Genomic DNA, 14,653 nt, shown 5'->3' with positions numbered 1-14,653 from the left:
CCCATCACTCCATCAGGACGGCGACGGTGTGGATGATCACGCCGACGAGGCCACCGACGATGGTGCCGTTGATGCGGATGAACTGCAGGTCGCGGCCGACGAAGAGCTCGATGCGGCGGGCGGCCTGCTTCCCGTCCCAGCGCTGGATGGTGTGGGTGATGACGGTCGTCGCCTCACGGCCGTAGCGCTTGACGACGTAGACGGCCACGTCGGAGGCGAGCGCGTCGTAGCGGCGCTGGAGGGCCTCGTCGAGGACGACCTTCTGGGCGTAGCGGACGACCTCGTCCAGGGCGCGGCGGCGGACGACGCCCTCGGGGTCGCGCAGGGACGTGGTCAGCGCACGGCGCAGCGCGTCCCAGATGGAGATGGCGGTGTTGATCACGCCGGGGTGGTCGAGCACACGCTCCTTGAGCCGCTCGGCGCGCTCCATGGTCGCCTCGTCGTGCTGCAGGTTGTCGGCGAGGTCGGCGAGCATCGTGTCGATCGCCTTGCGGGCGCGATGCTCGGGGTCGTCGCGGATGTCGGCGATCCACCGGACCAGCTCGACGTGGATGCGGGCGGTCACCGGCTCGCGCAGCACCTGGGGCGTCCACCACGGCGCCCGCTCGCCGAGCACCTCGGTGACGATCTCCTCGTTCTCCTCGAGCCAGCCGTGCAGCTCGACCAGGGCCAGGTCGACCAGACCGTGGTGAACGCCGTCGTCCAGCGCCGCCTGCAAGGTGCCGCCGAGCAGCGGCGCGATCTGCTCCTCGCGCAGGCGGGGTACGAACCCGTCCTGGATGATCTCGACGATGTGCCGGTTGCTGATCCGGGAGAGCCCGTCGGCGACCACGGTGGAGACCTCGTCGACGACCCGCTTGGCGTTGGGCTCCTCGGCGAGCCACAGCGCGAGCCGCAGCGACGGCATCGCGACACCGAGCCGCTCGCGGATGGTCTCCTCCTGCAGGAAGTTGTCCTGGACGAACTCCTCGAGGCTGGCGCCGAGCTCGTCCTTCCGCTTCGGGATCAACGCGGTGTGCGGCACCGGCAGCCCGAGCGGGTGACGGAACAGTGCGGTGACCGCGAACCAGTCGGCCATCGCACCGACCATCGACGCCTCGGCGCCGGCGTTCACGAACCCCCAGAACCCGTCCAGCCGAAGGGTCAGCAGGTAGACGATGGCGGCCACGACCAGGAGCCCGGTGGCGACGATGCGCATGCGACGCAGTGCCTGGCGGCGTACGACATCGGCCTCGGTCTCGACCATCAGACCGCCGATGCCGGCGCCCCCAGGAGAACTCATGGGCTCAATTGTGCCGGGTCGTCCCACGCGAGGCGATCTGCAACACCAGGGTCATGGTTTCTATAGGTTACTCACGGGTCGGCCCACAGGTCAGTTACAAAGCACCCAAGGGCGTCACCGATCCCTTCCCCTGCTCGTTGGAGTGGGCGAGAGTGCCTCGGGGGAGGCACACGTCCCACCGAGGAGATACATGTCGTCGCACAACGCGGACGGTGTGGGGTCGCATCTGTTCGACTCGTCGAGGAGCGCTATGTCGTTGACCACCGCCGCCAAGGTGGAGGTTCTGAGCGTCCTCGTCCGCGCCGGCCGGGAGGCCCGCGCCCCACTCACCCCGCACGACTGCAACACCGTGGTCGAGACCAGTGCCCATCTCGCCGAGATCGCGCCGACCCTGGCAGAGGGCACGCCCGGCGAGAGGGCCCGCGCGACCCGCTCCGCGATGGAGCTGTTCCTCTCGATCGACTGCCCTCAGCTCGCGCCCGAGCTCCGCGAGGAGCTCGCCAGGGCCGTCGAGCACGTCGTCGTACGTCATCCGGCGACCGCCGCATAAAACAACAGGGTTTCAACCACCTCAACGTCTGAAGCAAAAATGCCGTCGCGACCCCACGGGTCGCGGCGGCGTGCTTGTATGTGAGGCGGGAGGTAGTTGCATGACGATCGTCAGAGCCGCAATCAGCCAGACCACCTGGACCGGGGACAAGGTCTCCATGCTGGACAAGCACGAGGGCTTCGCGCGTGACGCCGCTGCCCAGGGCGCCCAGGTGATGTGCTTCCAGGAGCTCTTCTACGGGCCCTACTTCGGGATCACCCAGGACAAGAAGTACTACCGCTACGCCGAGCCGGCCGACGGGCCGATCGTGCAGCGCTTCGCGAGCCTGGCCAAGGAGCTGGGCATCGTGATGGTGCTGCCGATCTACGAGGAGGCGGACACCGGGGTCTACTACAACACCTCCGTGCTCGTCGACGCCGACGGCACGATCCTCGGCAAGTACCGGAAGAACCATCTGCCCCACGTGGAGAAGTTCTGGGAGAAGTTCTACTTCCGCCCCGGCAACATGGGCTACCCGGTCTTCGAGTCCGCGGTCGGGAAGGTGGGGATGTACATCTGCTACGACCGCCACTTCCCCGAGGGCTGGCGCGAGCTCGGGCTCAACGGGGCCCACATGGTCTTCAACCCCAACGCGACCAAGCCGGGGCTCTCCAACCGGCTGTGGGAGATCGAGCAGCCCGCCGCCGCGGTCGCCAACGGCTACTTCGTGCTCGCACCCAACCGGGTCGGCCTGGAGGACAACGAGTACGGCGAAGAGGCCGTCAACTTCTACGGGATGTCGCAGATCGTCGATCCCCGCGGCAACTACGTGGGCGAGCTCGGCTCGGGCGAGAAGGAGGAACTGCTCGTACGCGACCTGGACATGAGCATGGTCCAGGAGATGCGCGACGACTGGCAGTTCTACCGCGACCGCCGGCCCGATTCGTACACCTCCATCCCCCGACCCTGAGGAGGGCCAAATGACCACGCTCATCACGGGCGGCACGGTCGTCTCCTCGACCGGGCGCACCCAGGCAGACGTTCTCGTCGACGGCGAGAGGATCGTCGCGCTCATCTCCCCCGGGAGCACTCCGCTGGGGACGATCGAGGCTGACGTCACCATCGACGCGACCGGGAAGTACGTCATCCCCGGCGGCGTCGACGCCCACACCCACATGCAGCTGCCGTTCGGCGGCACCAACGCCTCCGACACCTTCGAGACCGGCACCAGGGCCGCGGCCTGGGGCGGCACCACGACGATCATCGACTTCGCGGTGCAGCGCTATGGCGAACGCGTACATGACGGGTTGGCGCACTGGCACGAGCTGGCGGCCGGCAACTGCGCGATCGACTACGGGTTCCACCAGATCATCGGCGGGGTCGACGACGACTCGCTCAAGGCGATGGACACGCTCGTGGACGAGGGGATCACCTCGTACAAGCTGTTCATGGCCTACCCGGGCGTCTTCTACTCCGATGACGCGCAGGTGCTGCGGGCGATGCAGAAGGCGACCGACCACGGGCTGCTGACCATGATGCACGCCGAGAACGGGCCGGCGATCGACGTGCTCGCCGCGCAGCTGGCCGAGTCCGGCAAGACGTCTCCCTACTACCACGGCATCGCGCGCGCCTGGCAGATGGAGGAGGAGGCCACCCACCGGGCGATCATGCTCGCCGACGTGACCGGGGCTCCGCTCTACGTGGTGCACGTCAGCGCCAAGCAGGCGGTCGCGCAGCTGGCCGCGGCCCGTGACCACGGGAAGAACGTGTTCGGCGAGACCTGCCCGCAGTACCTCTACCTCTCCCTCGAGGACCAGCTCGGCGCGAGGTCGGAGGAGTGGGGCGACTTCGAGGGCGCCAAGTGGGTCTGCTCGACGCCGCTTCGCTCGCGCGAGGAGGGCCACCAGGACGCGATGTGGCAGGCGCTGCGCACCAACGACCTGCAGATGGTCTCCACCGACCACTGCCCCTTCTGCATGAAGGAGCAGAAGGAGCTCGGCAAGGAAGACTTCCGGGCCATCCCCAACGGGATCGGGTCGATCGAGCACCGCGTCGACCTGCTCTACCAGGGCGTGGTGACCGGACAGATCACGCTCGAGCGGTGGGTGGAGCTGATCGCGACCACACCGGCGCGGATGTTCGGGCTCTACGGCCGCAAGGGCGTCATCGCACCGGGAGCCGACGCCGACATCGTCGTCTATGACCCGAACGGTCACACCTCCATCGGAGTCGGCAAGACCCATCACATGAACATGGACCACTCCGCCTGGGAGGGCTACGAGATCGACGGGCACGTCGACGTGGTGCTCTCCCGCGGCACGGTGGTCGTCGCCGACGGCGAGTTCAAGGGCACCAAGGGCCACGGCAGCTACCTCAAGCGCGACCTCTCCCAGTACCTGGTGTGACGTGATGGACTTCGGTGTCGTCCTCCAGACCAACCCGCCCGCCTGGCGGGTCGTCTCCCTCGCTAAGCAGGCCGAGGCGTACGGCTTCGACTACGTCTGGACGTTCGACAGCCACCTGCTGTGGATGGAGCCGTACGTCATCTACAGCCAGATCCTCGCCGAGACCCGCACGATCAAGGTCGGCCCCTTCGTGACCAACCCGGCGACCCGCGACTGGACGGTGACCGCGTCGGTCTTCGCGACCCTGAACGAGATGTACGGCAACCGCACCGTGTGCGGGATGGGGCGCGGCGACTCGGCGGTGCGGGTGCTCAACGGGAAGCCGTCGACGATCAAGGAGATGCGGGAGGCGACCCGGGTGATCCGGGAGCTCGCCAACCGGCGTCCGGTCGAGATCAACGGCACCACGCTGCAGTTCCCGTGGGCCAAGCGCTCCGAGCTGGAGGTGTGGATCGCGGCCTACGGCCCGCTCGCACTGAAGGCGGCCGGGGAGGTCGGCGACGGGTTCATCCTGCAGCTGGCCGACCCCGACATCACCGAGTGGATGATCGGGGCGGTCAAGAAGGCGGCCACCGACGCCGGCCGCGACCCGGAGTCGCTGACCTTCTGCGTGGCCGCTCCTGCGTACGTCACCGACGGGTCGCCCGAGGCGCTGGATCATGCCCGCGAGCAGTGCCGGTGGTTCGGCGGGATGGTAGGCAACCACGTCGCCGACATCGTGACGAAGTACGGCAGCGGTGCCGTCCCGCAGGCACTCACCGACTACATCAAGGACCGCGAGGGGTACGACTACAACGAGCACGGGCGGGCCGACAACACCCACACCCAGTTCGTGCCCGACGAGATCGTCGACCGGTTCTGCATCCTCGGCTCGGTCGAGGAGCAGGTCGCCAAGCTCGAGCGGCTCAAGAGCCTCGGCGTCGACCAGTTCGCCGTCTACCTGCAGCACGACGCGATGGACCAGACCCTGGCGGCGTACGGCGATCTGGTGATCCCCCGGGTCAACCGGCCGGTGACCACGAAGGCGTGAGCGCGTGATTTCGTTGCCTGCGGCGGGAGAATATGGCGAAAACGTAGCCTCCTGCCTGATATACCGTCGTGATCGGTATCTCAGATCGGCGGCGACCCCGCTGCTCCCGGCGTAGAGTGAGAAGCCAGATCCATGTCCATCCACGCACCCCAGGGGACAGCCTTGACCAGCACCAGCGACGCCCGTGCCTACGACCTCGACCGAGCCCACGTCTTCCACTCCTGGTCCGCCCAGGGGTCGCTGAAACCGCTCGTCATCGCCGGCGGGCAGGGCTCGAAGGTGTGGGACGACTCCGGGCACACCTACCTTGACTTCTCCTCCCAGCTGGTCAACACCAACATCGGCCACCAGCACCCGCGGGTGGTGGAGGCGATCAAGAAGCAGGCCGAGACGCTGACCACGATCGCGCCGACGACGGCCAACCTGACGCGCGGCGAGGCGGCCGAGCGGATCACCGACATCGCGCCGGTGGGCTTCAACAAGGTCTTCTTCACCAACGCCGGCGCCGACGCCGTCGAGAACGCGATCCGGATGGCCCGCATCCACACCGGCCGCGACAAGGTGCTCTCGACCTACCGCTCCTACCACGGCAACACCGGGGCGGCGATCGTCGCGACCGGCGACTGGCGACGGATCCCGAACGAGTACGCCCGCGGCCACGTCCACTTCTTCGGCCCCTACCTCTACCGCTCGGAGTTCTGGGCGACCACACCGGAGCAGGAGGCCGAGCGCGCGCTGCGTCACCTGCGCCGGGTCATCGAGTCCGAGGGGCCCTCATCGATCGCGGCGATCCTGCTCGAGACCATCCCCGGCACCGCCGGGATCATGATCCCGCCGCCGGGCTACCTCCCCGGGGTCAGGGCGCTGGCCGACGAGTTCGGGATCATGCTCATCCTCGACGAGGTCATGGCCGGCTTCGGCCGCACCGGCGAGTGGCTGGCCCTGGACGCCTACGACGTCGTGCCCGACCTGATCACCTTCGCCAAGGGGGTCAACTCCGGCTACGTACCCGCCGGCGGGGTGATCATCTCCGACCCGGTCGCGGCGACCTTCGACGACCAGGTCTTCCCCGGCGGGCTCACCTACTCCGGCCACCCGCTCGCGATGGCGTCGATCGTGGCGACCATCGAGGCGATGAACGAGGAGGGCATCGTCGACAACGCCGCGACCATCGGCACCGACCACATCGCCCCCGGCCTCGCCTCGCTGGCCGAGAAGCACGACGTGATCGGCGAGGTGCGCGGCACCGGGGTCTTCTGGGCCCTCGAGCTCGTCGAGGACCGCGAGACGCGGGAGCCGCTGCCCGCCGCGACGATGGGCCGGATCAAGTCCGACCTCGTTGGCCGCGACCTGCTCCCGTTCATCATGGAAAACCGCATCCACGTGGTGCCCCCGTGCGTCGTCACCCCCGACGAGGTCGCCCAGGCGATCTCGATCTACGACGACGTGCTCGGCTCGCTGTAACAGCTCTTCAAAGGACGCATGACATGACCGATCTCCCCATCCTCGACCACTGGATCGGCGGGGCCACCAACCCCGGCACCGGAACCCGTCTCGGCGACGTCTACAACCCCGCGCTCGGCACCGTCCAGAAGCGCGTACGTTTCGCCTCGGCCGCCGACGTCGACACCGCCGTCTCAGCGGCCAAGAAGGCGTTCGAAGAGTGGAGCGAGACCTCGCTCACCCGGCGTACGGCCGTGCTCTTCAAGTTCCGCGAGCTGCTCAACGCCCGCAAGGGCGAGCTCGCCGAGACCCTCACCTCCGAGCACGGCAAGGTGCTCTCGGACGCCGCCGGCGAGATCGCCCGCGGGCTCGAGGTCGTCGAGTTCGCCTGCGGCCTCTCCCACCTGCTCAAGGGCACGGTCTCCGAGCAGGTCTCCTCCGGCGTGGACGTGACCACGCTCAAGCAGCCACTCGGCGTGGTGGGCATCATCAGCCCGTTCAACTTCCCCGCCATGGTGCCGATGTGGTTCTTCCCGATCGCGATCGCCGCCGGCAACGCGGTCGTGATCAAGCCCTCGGAGAAGGACCCGACCGCGTCCAGCTGGATCGCGGAGCTATGGTCCGAGGCGGGCCTGCCCGACGGGGTCTACAACGTCGTGCACGGCGACAAGGAGGCGGTCGACGCGCTCCTCGACAACCCCGACGTCGCCTCGATCTCCTTCGTCGGCTCCACCCCGATCGCCCGCTACGTCTACGAGCGCGGCACCGCCGCCGGCAAGCGGGTCCAAGCGCTCGGGGGCGCCAAGAACCACATGCTCGTGCTGCCGGACGCCGACCTCGACCTCGTCGCCGACTCGGCGGTCAACGCGGGCTTCGGGTCGGCGGGCGAGCGCTGCATGGCGATCTCGGTGGTGCTCGCGGTCGACTCGGTGGCCGACAGCCTGATCTCGAAGATCACCTCGCGGATGGCCACGCTCAAGACCGGCGACGGCACCCGGGGCACCGACATGGGGCCGCTGATCACCGGCGCCCACCGGGACAAGGTGGCGAGCTACGTCGACGTGGCCGCGGCCGACGGGGCCGAGGTCGTCGTCGACGGCCGCGGGATCGAGGTGGACGGTGACCCCAACGGCTTCTGGGTCGGACCGACGCTGGTGGACCGGGTGCCGACCACGTCGACCGTCTACACCGAGGAGATCTTCGGCCCGGTGCTCTCGGTCATCCGCGTCTCCGGCTACGAGGAGGGCCTGGAGCTGATCAACTCCGGTCAGTTCGGCAACGGCACCGCGATCTTCACCAACGACGGCGGCGCCGCCCGCCGGTTCCAGCGTGAGGTACAGGTCGGGATGGTCGGCGTGAACGTGCCGATCCCGGTGCCCGTCGCCTACCACTCCTTCGGCGGCTGGAAGGCCTCGCTGTTCGGGAACGCGAAGGCGTACGGCCCCGCGGGGCTGGACTTCTTCACCCGGGAGAAGGCGGTCACCACCCGCTGGCTCGACCCGTCGCACGGCGGGATCAACCTGGGGTTCCCGCAGAACTCCTAGGAGAGATCGCGCGGGTAGGGGCGCCGTCGCGAGCGTCGCGAGACGGGTGCGATGGCAAGGCGGAGCCTCGAAGGCGGTCTGGTTGCACCATCGAGAGGCGACAACGCAGCCAGCGCGCCCGTATCGCGGCGCGCAGCAGGCGGCCCTACCCGCGCGATCTCTAGTAGTCGTAGTCGTCGTCGGGGCCGACTGCGTCGAGCTTCTGCTCGGCGTAGTCGGCCTCGTTGACGTCGTCCGGCGTCGAGGTCACCGTCTCCTCGGCGTCCAGAGGCGCCTCGTCGTCGACGGTCTTCTTCACGACGTCGGTCGCCTGCTCCTCGAGGTCTGCCTCTGCTGCGTACTCGCTCATCTACCCTCGCTCAGCTCGATCCGTGTGCTCGGTCTCCAGTAGATCACCGCCACCCGGGTGCTGCCACGGATCGCTGTGGCTCAGCGCCGGCGTGGTGCCCCCAGGGCGAGGCGGAGATCCTGCTTCAGGGTCGTGTATGCCTCCTTGGGCTGCCGGTTCACATCCCAGAGCAGCGCGTAGCCCTCCCCTTCGAACCAGCCAGGTACCCAGGAGTGGGTGTCATCGATGCCCCAGACCGTGAACGACGTGCAGGCGCGTACGGCGAGGCAGGCCTGGAGCATCTGGGAGAACTCATAGGGATGGGCGAAGAGTGCCAGGTTGTCCGTGGGGACCTGGGTCTCGGCGGAGTCGACGAAGGTGCGTACGTCGGCCTCGGTGACCGCGACCTCGAGACCGAGGTCGGCATAGCGCTGCAGGTCAGCGCGGAAGCGCTCGCCGGAGAAGCCGTACTGTGTGTCGAGGTGGCCCTGGTTGCCGACACCGTGGATGGGTACGCCCTGGGCGACCAGGCTCTTGACGAAGGCGTAGACCGCGTCCGCCTTGGCGTTGTGGCCGTCCTCGCCGGCGATGTTGTAGTCGTTGTAGAACAGCCGCGCCTTCGGGTCTGCCTGGTGGGCCCAGCGGAAGGCGTCGGCGACCACCTCGGGTCCGAGGCGGGAGACCCAGAAGTTGTCCGGGTTGAGCCGCGAGGGGTTGGTGTCGGTGAAGAACTCGTTGGCGACGTCCCACTGATAGACCTTGCTGCGGAAGTGGGCGACCTCGTCGGTGATGTGCTTCTTGAGGATCCCGCGGAGCTCGTCGTTGCTGATGGTGCCGTTGTTGACGCCCTCCGTCAGCCAGGCGGGATTCTGGTTGTGCCAGAGCAGGGTGTGGCCGCGCACCTTCTGACCATGGGCGCGGGCGAACTCGACGACCTCGTCGGCGCCGGACCAGTCGTAGGTGCCACGAGTCGGCTCGACGGTCTCCCACTTCATCTCGTTCTCGGGAGTGATGCTGGAGAACTCGTCCGCGGCGATGCCGGCGAGCTCCTCGTCGGCGAGCACTTCGGGGTTGGCGGCGACACCGAGGTGCAGCCCGATCTGGGAAGCGTAGGAACGGAGCGAGTCGGACGGGGGCCGGAAGCCACGTGGCTCGGCCTGGGCCATGGATGACGCGGTGGCCGCGATGGTCGCCGCTGCGGTCACGGTCACGACGATGTGACGAAGTTTCACGGTGCCTCCAAGTGCACTAAGTGTGATCGGCATCACAGACAGGGATCAGAATGGCGAGAGGCTTGCGACTTTGTCAATCGTTGTCGATAACGTTTTCCGAAGACGGGCGCCGAAGCGGGATCCCGGCTACGATCCGGTCCATGCCCACCGAGACCTCTGCCCGCGAAGCTCCCGGATCGACGTGGGCCCGCAGCTACGACTACACCGCGCGCGAGCTGGTGCGACCACGTTCCGTGGATGACGTACGCGACCTCGTGCTGCGCGAGCCGCGGCTGCGCGCGCTGGGGTCTCGGCACTCCTTCACCGATCTCGCGGACACGCCGGGGGTGCTGGTCGCGCTCGACGGCTTGGAGGCGTCCCCGAGCCTGATCGGGGACGTGGTCCGGGTGCCCGGCGGGATGCGCTACGGCGAGCTCGCCGCCTGGCTGCAGGAGCACGGCCGGGCGCTGCCCAACCTCGCCTCGCTCCCCCACATCTCGGTCGCCGGCGCGGTCGCGACCGGGACTCATGGCTCGGGGCTCGGCAACGGCTCGCTGGCCACCTCGGTGACCGCGCTGGAGCTCGTCGACGGCCGCGGCGAACTGGTGCGGCTGGAGGCCGGCTCGGCCGACTTCGCCGGAGCCGTGGTCGGCATCGGCGCCCTCGGGATCGTGACCCATCTCGAGCTGCTGACGTCGCCGACCTACCAGGTCGCACAGACGGTCCACGAGAGCCTCACCTACGCTGACCTGCGAGAACACCTCACCGAGATCCTCGGTGCGGCCTACTCGGTGTCGATCTTCACGCGTTGGGCCGACGAGCCCGACGGGTCGGCCGCACGGGTCTGGGTGAAGTCGCGCTCGACGACGCCGGAGCTCCCCGGTACGGTGCTCGCAACCCAGCCGCGGCACGTCATCCCCGGCTTCGACCCGGCTTCGTGCACCGAGCAGCTCGGCGTGCCGGGACCGTGGCACGAGCGGCTGCCCCACTTCCGCCTCGACTTCCAGCCGAGCGTCGGCGCGGAGCTGCAGAGCGAATACCTGGTGCCGCTCGATCGCGCGCAGGAGGCGGTCGAAGCCGTCCGCTCGCTCGCCGACCGGATCCGACCCCTCCTGCAGGTGAGCGAGATCCGCGCCGTCGCCGCCGACGAGCTGTGGCTCTCCCCCGCCTACGGCACCGACACGGTGGCGCTGCACTTCACCTGGAACGCTGACCCCGTCGGCGTACGCGAGCTCCTGCCCGAGCTGGAGCAGCGGCTTCCGGCGGGCACGCGGCCGCACTGGGGCAAGCTCTTCGCCACCAAGGACCCCGGCGCCGAGTTCCCGCGCTGGGACGACTTCAGGGACCTCGTACGCCGCTTCGACCCGGACCGCCGGTTCTGGAACGCCTGGCTGGACCGGGTGCTCGGCTGAGGCCGGTCCGCTCAGTCCTCGACGAACTGGCGGTGGTTGCGGATCACCTCGGCGATGATCACGTTGAGGATCTTCTCGGCGAACTCGGGGTCGAGACCGGCGTCGTCGGAGAGCCGGCGGAGTCGCTCGATCTGGACCGCCTCGCGGCTGGGATCGGCCGGCGGGAAACCCGCGCGCGCCTTCAGCCGGCCGACCTGCTCGGTGCACTTGAAGCGCTCGGCGAGAAGGTGGACAAGGGCGGCGTCGAGGTTGTCGATGCTGCCGCGCAGGCGCAGGAGCTCGTCGTGGGCGTCTTCGGTCACAGCGCTATCAAACCTGATCCGAGCCCCGGAGCACCGACGAGTCTTACTCGCCGGACTCCTTCGAGGACTGCTCGGCGAGCGCCTTGTCGATGTCGAGCTCGACGACGGCGTCGATGACCTGCTTGAGCGCGGGCGCGGGGAGCGCACCCGGCTGGGAGAAGACGAGGTTGCCCTTCTTGAAGGCCATCAGCGTCGGGATCGAGGTGATGTTGGCGGCACCGGCGAGCGCCTGCTCGGCCTCGGTGTCGACCTTCCCGAAGACGATCTCGGGGTGCTCTGCGGAGGCGGCGTCGTAGATCGGGCCGAACTGGCGGCACGGGCCGCACCAGGACGCCCAGAAGTCGACGAGGACGATCTCGTTGTCGGTGACGGTGCTCTCGAAGTTCTCTGCGCCGAGCTCGACGGTGGACATGGGGCTCTCACTTCCGGTCTGGGTGAGTGCGCGCCGGATCGGCGGGCACGTACGTCTCAACGCACGTGCACCACTGAGGATTCCCCGTGCGAATTCCTCGTGGGATCAGGGAAGGCGCTTGGCCTTCGGCCCGATCTGCCGCTCGATGCGGCTGCGTGGCTGACCCGTCAGCTTGGCCACGATCGGAACCCGGAACACGTATCCACCGACAGCCGCTGCGATGACCAGCAAGATAATCCAGAACATGTGATCCAGCGTACGCCGGACCACCCAGGCCCCACCTCAGGATTCACCCTGAGATGTGGCCCGGATGGGGCCGGGACGGGTCCCGGGTCGGCGTCAGGCGGCGCGCCGGCCGCGGCGGCCGGACTCGCGCTTGCGGAGGGCGTCTGTGAGCAGCGAGACCAGAGCCTCGAGCTGCACGTCGGCGGAGTCGGTGACCTCCTCGTCGGAGCCGTCCAGGGCACGAGCCGCGAGTCCGGCCTTGGAGTCGATCAGCTCGGCGATCCGGGTGTCGATGGTCTGCGAGGCGATGATGCGCCAGGCGGTGACCGGCTCGGTCTGGCCGATGCGGTGGACACGGTCGATCGCCTGGGTCTGCTCGGCGTCGGTCCAGGAGAGCTCGGCCAGGATCAGGTTGGAGGCGGCCTGCAGGTTGACGCCGACACCGGCGGCGGTGAGCGAGCAGACGATGACCTTGACCTCGGGGTCGTTCATGAACTCGTCGATGGCCTTCTCGCGCGCCTTCGAGGTCTGGTCGCCGCGGATCGTGGAGTAGCGGATGCCGCGCTCCTCGAAGAGCTTCTGCGCGGTGTCCATGACCTCGATGTGCTTGGCGAAGAAGACGACCTTGCCGACGTTGCGCGCCAGCTGGGCGGCGTAGTCGGCGGCCAGCGAGGCCTTCGCGCGACCGATGCGGCGCATCATGCCGAAGACGTTCTCGCCGGTGGAGGCGTCCTGGTCCTCGCGCTCCCAGGTGGCGACGCGGCGGATCAGCTCGAGGTCGAGCTCGCCGGGGGCCGGCTTGGCGCCGGTCACCCGGGTCTCGATCGCGGTGTCGTAGCGCTGCATCATCCGCTTGGCCAGCTCGGCCTCGGCGGCCCGGATCGAGCGACCCTCGGCGTCATCGAGCTCGACCGGCAGGTCGGCCACGCGGCGCGCCGGGATGTCGCTGGCGACGTCGATCTTGCGGCGGCGCACGATGCCCTGGTTGACGACGACGCGGCGGGCGGCGCCGTAGAAGCTGTTGTCCTGCGGGGTCAGCCCGGTCTCCTCGAGCCCCTCGAGCAGGCCGTTGAGCGGCTTGACGTCGTCGATCCAGCCGAGGAACTGCCAGATCGCCCGGAAGTCCTCGATGTCGTTGATCAGCGGGGTGCCGGTCAGCGCCATCAGCAGCGGGTTGGCCGTACGCTGCCGGATCTTCTCCGAGAGAGCCAGCACGTGCTGCGAACGCTGGGAGGACTTGTTCTTGATGAAGTGGGCCTCGTCGACGACCATGCCCTTGAAGCCGAACTCGCCGAGCCAGCCGACGTGACGGTCGAGGATCTCGTAGTTGACCACGATGATGTCGGCGAAGCCGTCGATGTCCTCACCGTTGCCGTGCACGACGGTCGCCTTCTTGGACGGCGTCCAGAGGTTGACCTCGCGCGCCCAGTTGGCCTTGACGACGTTGGGCACGACGACGAGCAGCGGGTAGGCGTCGGCTGCCTCGGCTGCGAGCAGCGCCTGCGCGGTCTTGCCGAGGCCGGGCTCGTCGGCCAGCAGGTAGGCGCGGTGGCCCTCGGCCGCCGAGGCGACCAGCTGCGCCTGGTGGTGCATGAGCTCGCGGGTGCCGGGCGCGTCGATGTGACCGGGGCCGTAGGCGGGCGGCTCGGGCAACGGCATGCAGGAAGGGCCGGAGTCGGCGTACTCGAAGCTTCGGAACAGCGGCCCGAGGAGCTCCCAGCCGGACAGGCGGCGAGCGTGCACCGGCGGGCGGGCGTTGGTGAAGTCGGGCGCCAGGAACGGGTTGGAGAGCTGACGCTGGACGACGCTCGTCGGGACCACGCGCTTGTCGGGTATCACGACGGCGGGCGTCTCGTCCTCGTCCTCCTCCTCGTCCTCCGGCACGTCGACGCCACCACGGGCCATCAGCTCGTGCTTGAGGTCGACGGCGGCGTCGGAGATCTCGGCGTCCTCGGCGAGGAGCTCGAACAGACGCGAGTCCATGGTCGCGGTCTTGGCGAGGATCGTGGCGATCCCGTCCAGACGCTTGAGCTGCTCGGCACGGCGGCCCTCGTTGAGGGTCTCGTCCTCCAGCACGCGGTGGCGCTCGTCTCGGGCGAGGAGCGCGACGACCTGGAACTTGGTCCGTACGTCAGGCATGGCCGAGCGGCGCTGCACGGCCGACTCCACCTCGCGGACGACCTGAGCGAGCACCGGGATGATGCCCTCGTTGTCCTTGTGGACGCCCTTGCGGCGACCGTTCTGCCCGGACTTGCCGGCATTGCCGTTGCTACGCGAACGGCCTGACCGGTTGTTGCGCCGGGTAGCGGCTCCCTGAGCCAACTGAATCCTCCTTGGGGCCACGCACGGGTGAGTGGCATGTCCAAATGCCGACCCTCATCGGCCGGTCGCCCTCCCAGGGCTCACGCAGATCGATGGCAGACGACTGACGACCGCGTCCAAACAGCGGATACGCGCGATCGGCGCCTCATCGACCGGGCCAGTGACTCGTTCGGTCCCCACGACGAACGTCCACGAGCCGGGCGCTTGC

At 68.5% G+C, this 14,653-nt stretch carries 14 protein-coding genes; 7 read left to right on the top strand and 7 right to left on the bottom strand.

Annotation, left to right across the window (positions count from 1 at the left end; all coding sequences use genetic code 11):
* Positions 1-4: 4 nt before the first annotated feature.
* On the bottom strand, positions 5-1,282 hold the full coding sequence (locus ABTW65_RS08585) for a DUF445 domain-containing protein (RefSeq protein WP_350659614.1): 1,278 nt from the start codon (positions 1,280-1,282) through the stop codon (positions 5-7).
* A gap of 250 nt (positions 1,283-1,532) precedes the next feature.
* Between ABTW65_RS08585 and ABTW65_RS08580 the strand changes: the two genes are divergently transcribed.
* The 6 genes from ABTW65_RS08580 (at position 1,533) to ABTW65_RS08555 (ending at position 8,233) form a co-directional block, all read left to right on the top strand.
* Positions 1,533-1,832 (top strand): hypothetical protein, encoded by a 300-nt coding sequence (locus tag ABTW65_RS08580; RefSeq protein WP_350659613.1) that lies wholly within the window; start codon positions 1,533-1,535, stop codon positions 1,830-1,832.
* Positions 1,833-1,932: 100 nt separating this feature from the next.
* The gene (locus ABTW65_RS08575) at positions 1,933-2,781 is read left to right on the top strand and encodes a nitrilase-related carbon-nitrogen hydrolase (protein WP_350659611.1); all 849 of its coding nucleotides are present in this window, start codon (positions 1,933-1,935) and stop codon (positions 2,779-2,781) included.
* A gap of 10 nt (positions 2,782-2,791) precedes the next feature.
* On the top strand, positions 2,792-4,216 hold the full coding sequence (gene hydA / locus ABTW65_RS08570) for a dihydropyrimidinase (RefSeq protein ID WP_350659610.1): 1,425 nt from the start codon (positions 2,792-2,794) through the stop codon (positions 4,214-4,216).
* Positions 4,217-4,220: 4 nt separating this feature from the next.
* A complete protein-coding gene (locus tag ABTW65_RS08565) occupies positions 4,221-5,246 on the top strand; it encodes a TIGR03842 family LLM class F420-dependent oxidoreductase (RefSeq protein WP_350659609.1) in 1,026 nt (341 codons plus the stop codon).
* 162 nt (positions 5,247-5,408) lie between these two features.
* A complete protein-coding gene (locus tag ABTW65_RS08560) occupies positions 5,409-6,710 on the top strand; it encodes an aspartate aminotransferase family protein (RefSeq protein ID WP_350659608.1) in 1,302 nt (433 codons plus the stop codon).
* Positions 6,711-6,733: 23 nt separating this feature from the next.
* Positions 6,734-8,233 (top strand): CoA-acylating methylmalonate-semialdehyde dehydrogenase, encoded by a 1,500-nt coding sequence (locus ABTW65_RS08555; protein WP_350659607.1) that lies wholly within the window; start codon positions 6,734-6,736, stop codon positions 8,231-8,233.
* Positions 8,234-8,393: 160 nt separating this feature from the next.
* Here the strand turns inward: ABTW65_RS08555 and ABTW65_RS08550 are convergent, their stop codons facing one another.
* Both ABTW65_RS08550 and ABTW65_RS08545 read right to left on the bottom strand, forming a co-directional pair.
* Complete coding sequence (locus ABTW65_RS08550) at positions 8,394-8,582, bottom strand: Rv3202a family protein (protein WP_350659606.1); 189 nt, start codon at positions 8,580-8,582, stop codon at positions 8,394-8,396.
* 80 nt (positions 8,583-8,662) lie between these two features.
* On the bottom strand, positions 8,663-9,793 hold the full coding sequence (locus ABTW65_RS08545) for an endo-1,4-beta-xylanase (RefSeq protein WP_350659605.1): 1,131 nt from the start codon (positions 9,791-9,793) through the stop codon (positions 8,663-8,665).
* Between the two features lie 140 nt (positions 9,794-9,933).
* Here ABTW65_RS08545 and ABTW65_RS08540 point away from each other — a divergent pair, with 140 nt between their 5' ends.
* Positions 9,934-11,184 (top strand): FAD-binding protein, encoded by a 1,251-nt coding sequence (locus ABTW65_RS08540; RefSeq protein WP_350659604.1) that lies wholly within the window; start codon positions 9,934-9,936, stop codon positions 11,182-11,184.
* Positions 11,185-11,195: 11 nt separating this feature from the next.
* Here ABTW65_RS08540 and ABTW65_RS08535 read toward each other — a convergent pair whose 3' ends face one another.
* The 4 genes from ABTW65_RS08535 to ABTW65_RS08520 all read right to left on the bottom strand — a co-directional run bounded on the left by ABTW65_RS08535 (position 11,196) and on the right by ABTW65_RS08520 (position 14,445).
* Entirely contained in the window at positions 11,196-11,486 is a 291-nt protein-coding gene (locus ABTW65_RS08535; protein WP_201451241.1) for a chorismate mutase, read from the bottom strand.
* A gap of 43 nt (positions 11,487-11,529) precedes the next feature.
* Complete coding sequence (trxA, locus tag ABTW65_RS08530; protein WP_141803039.1) at positions 11,530-11,898, bottom strand: thioredoxin; 369 nt, start codon at positions 11,896-11,898, stop codon at positions 11,530-11,532.
* Between the two features lie 105 nt (positions 11,899-12,003).
* The gene (locus ABTW65_RS08525) at positions 12,004-12,144 is read right to left on the bottom strand and encodes a hypothetical protein (protein ID WP_350659602.1); all 141 of its coding nucleotides are present in this window, start codon (positions 12,142-12,144) and stop codon (positions 12,004-12,006) included.
* A 93-nt stretch (positions 12,145-12,237) separates the two neighbouring features.
* Positions 12,238-14,445 (bottom strand): DEAD/DEAH box helicase, encoded by a 2,208-nt coding sequence (locus ABTW65_RS08520; protein WP_350659601.1) that lies wholly within the window; start codon positions 14,443-14,445, stop codon positions 12,238-12,240.
* Positions 14,446-14,653 lie beyond the last annotated feature (208 nt).

The sequence above is a fragment of the Nocardioides sp. NPDC127503 genome, assembly GCF_040302165.1.
Classification (GTDB): domain Bacteria; phylum Actinomycetota; class Actinomycetes; order Propionibacteriales; family Nocardioidaceae; genus Nocardioides.
This window is presented reverse-complemented; position numbering and strand designations above follow the sequence as displayed.

Coding starts and splice junctions, on each gene's coding strand:
- ABTW65_RS08585 (WP_350659614.1), bottom strand. CDS start 1,282: ATGAGTTCTCCTGGGGGCGCCGGCATCGGCGGTCTGATGGTCGAGACC.
- trxA (WP_141803039.1), bottom strand. CDS start 11,898: ATGTCCACCGTCGAGCTCGGCGCAGAGAACTTCGAGAGCACCGTCACC.
- ABTW65_RS08540 (WP_350659604.1), top strand. CDS start 9,934: ATGCCCACCGAGACCTCTGCCCGCGAAGCTCCCGGATCGACGTGGGCC.
- ABTW65_RS08525 (WP_350659602.1), bottom strand. CDS start 12,144: ATGTTCTGGATTATCTTGCTGGTCATCGCAGCGGCTGTCGGTGGATAC.
- ABTW65_RS08550 (WP_350659606.1), bottom strand. CDS start 8,582: ATGAGCGAGTACGCAGCAGAGGCAGACCTCGAGGAGCAGGCGACCGAC.
- ABTW65_RS08580 (WP_350659613.1), top strand. CDS start 1,533: ATGTCGTTGACCACCGCCGCCAAGGTGGAGGTTCTGAGCGTCCTCGTC.
- ABTW65_RS08565 (WP_350659609.1), top strand. CDS start 4,221: ATGGACTTCGGTGTCGTCCTCCAGACCAACCCGCCCGCCTGGCGGGTC.
- ABTW65_RS08575 (WP_350659611.1), top strand. CDS start 1,933: ATGACGATCGTCAGAGCCGCAATCAGCCAGACCACCTGGACCGGGGAC.
- ABTW65_RS08555 (WP_350659607.1), top strand. CDS start 6,734: ATGACCGATCTCCCCATCCTCGACCACTGGATCGGCGGGGCCACCAAC.
- hydA (WP_350659610.1), top strand. CDS start 2,792: ATGACCACGCTCATCACGGGCGGCACGGTCGTCTCCTCGACCGGGCGC.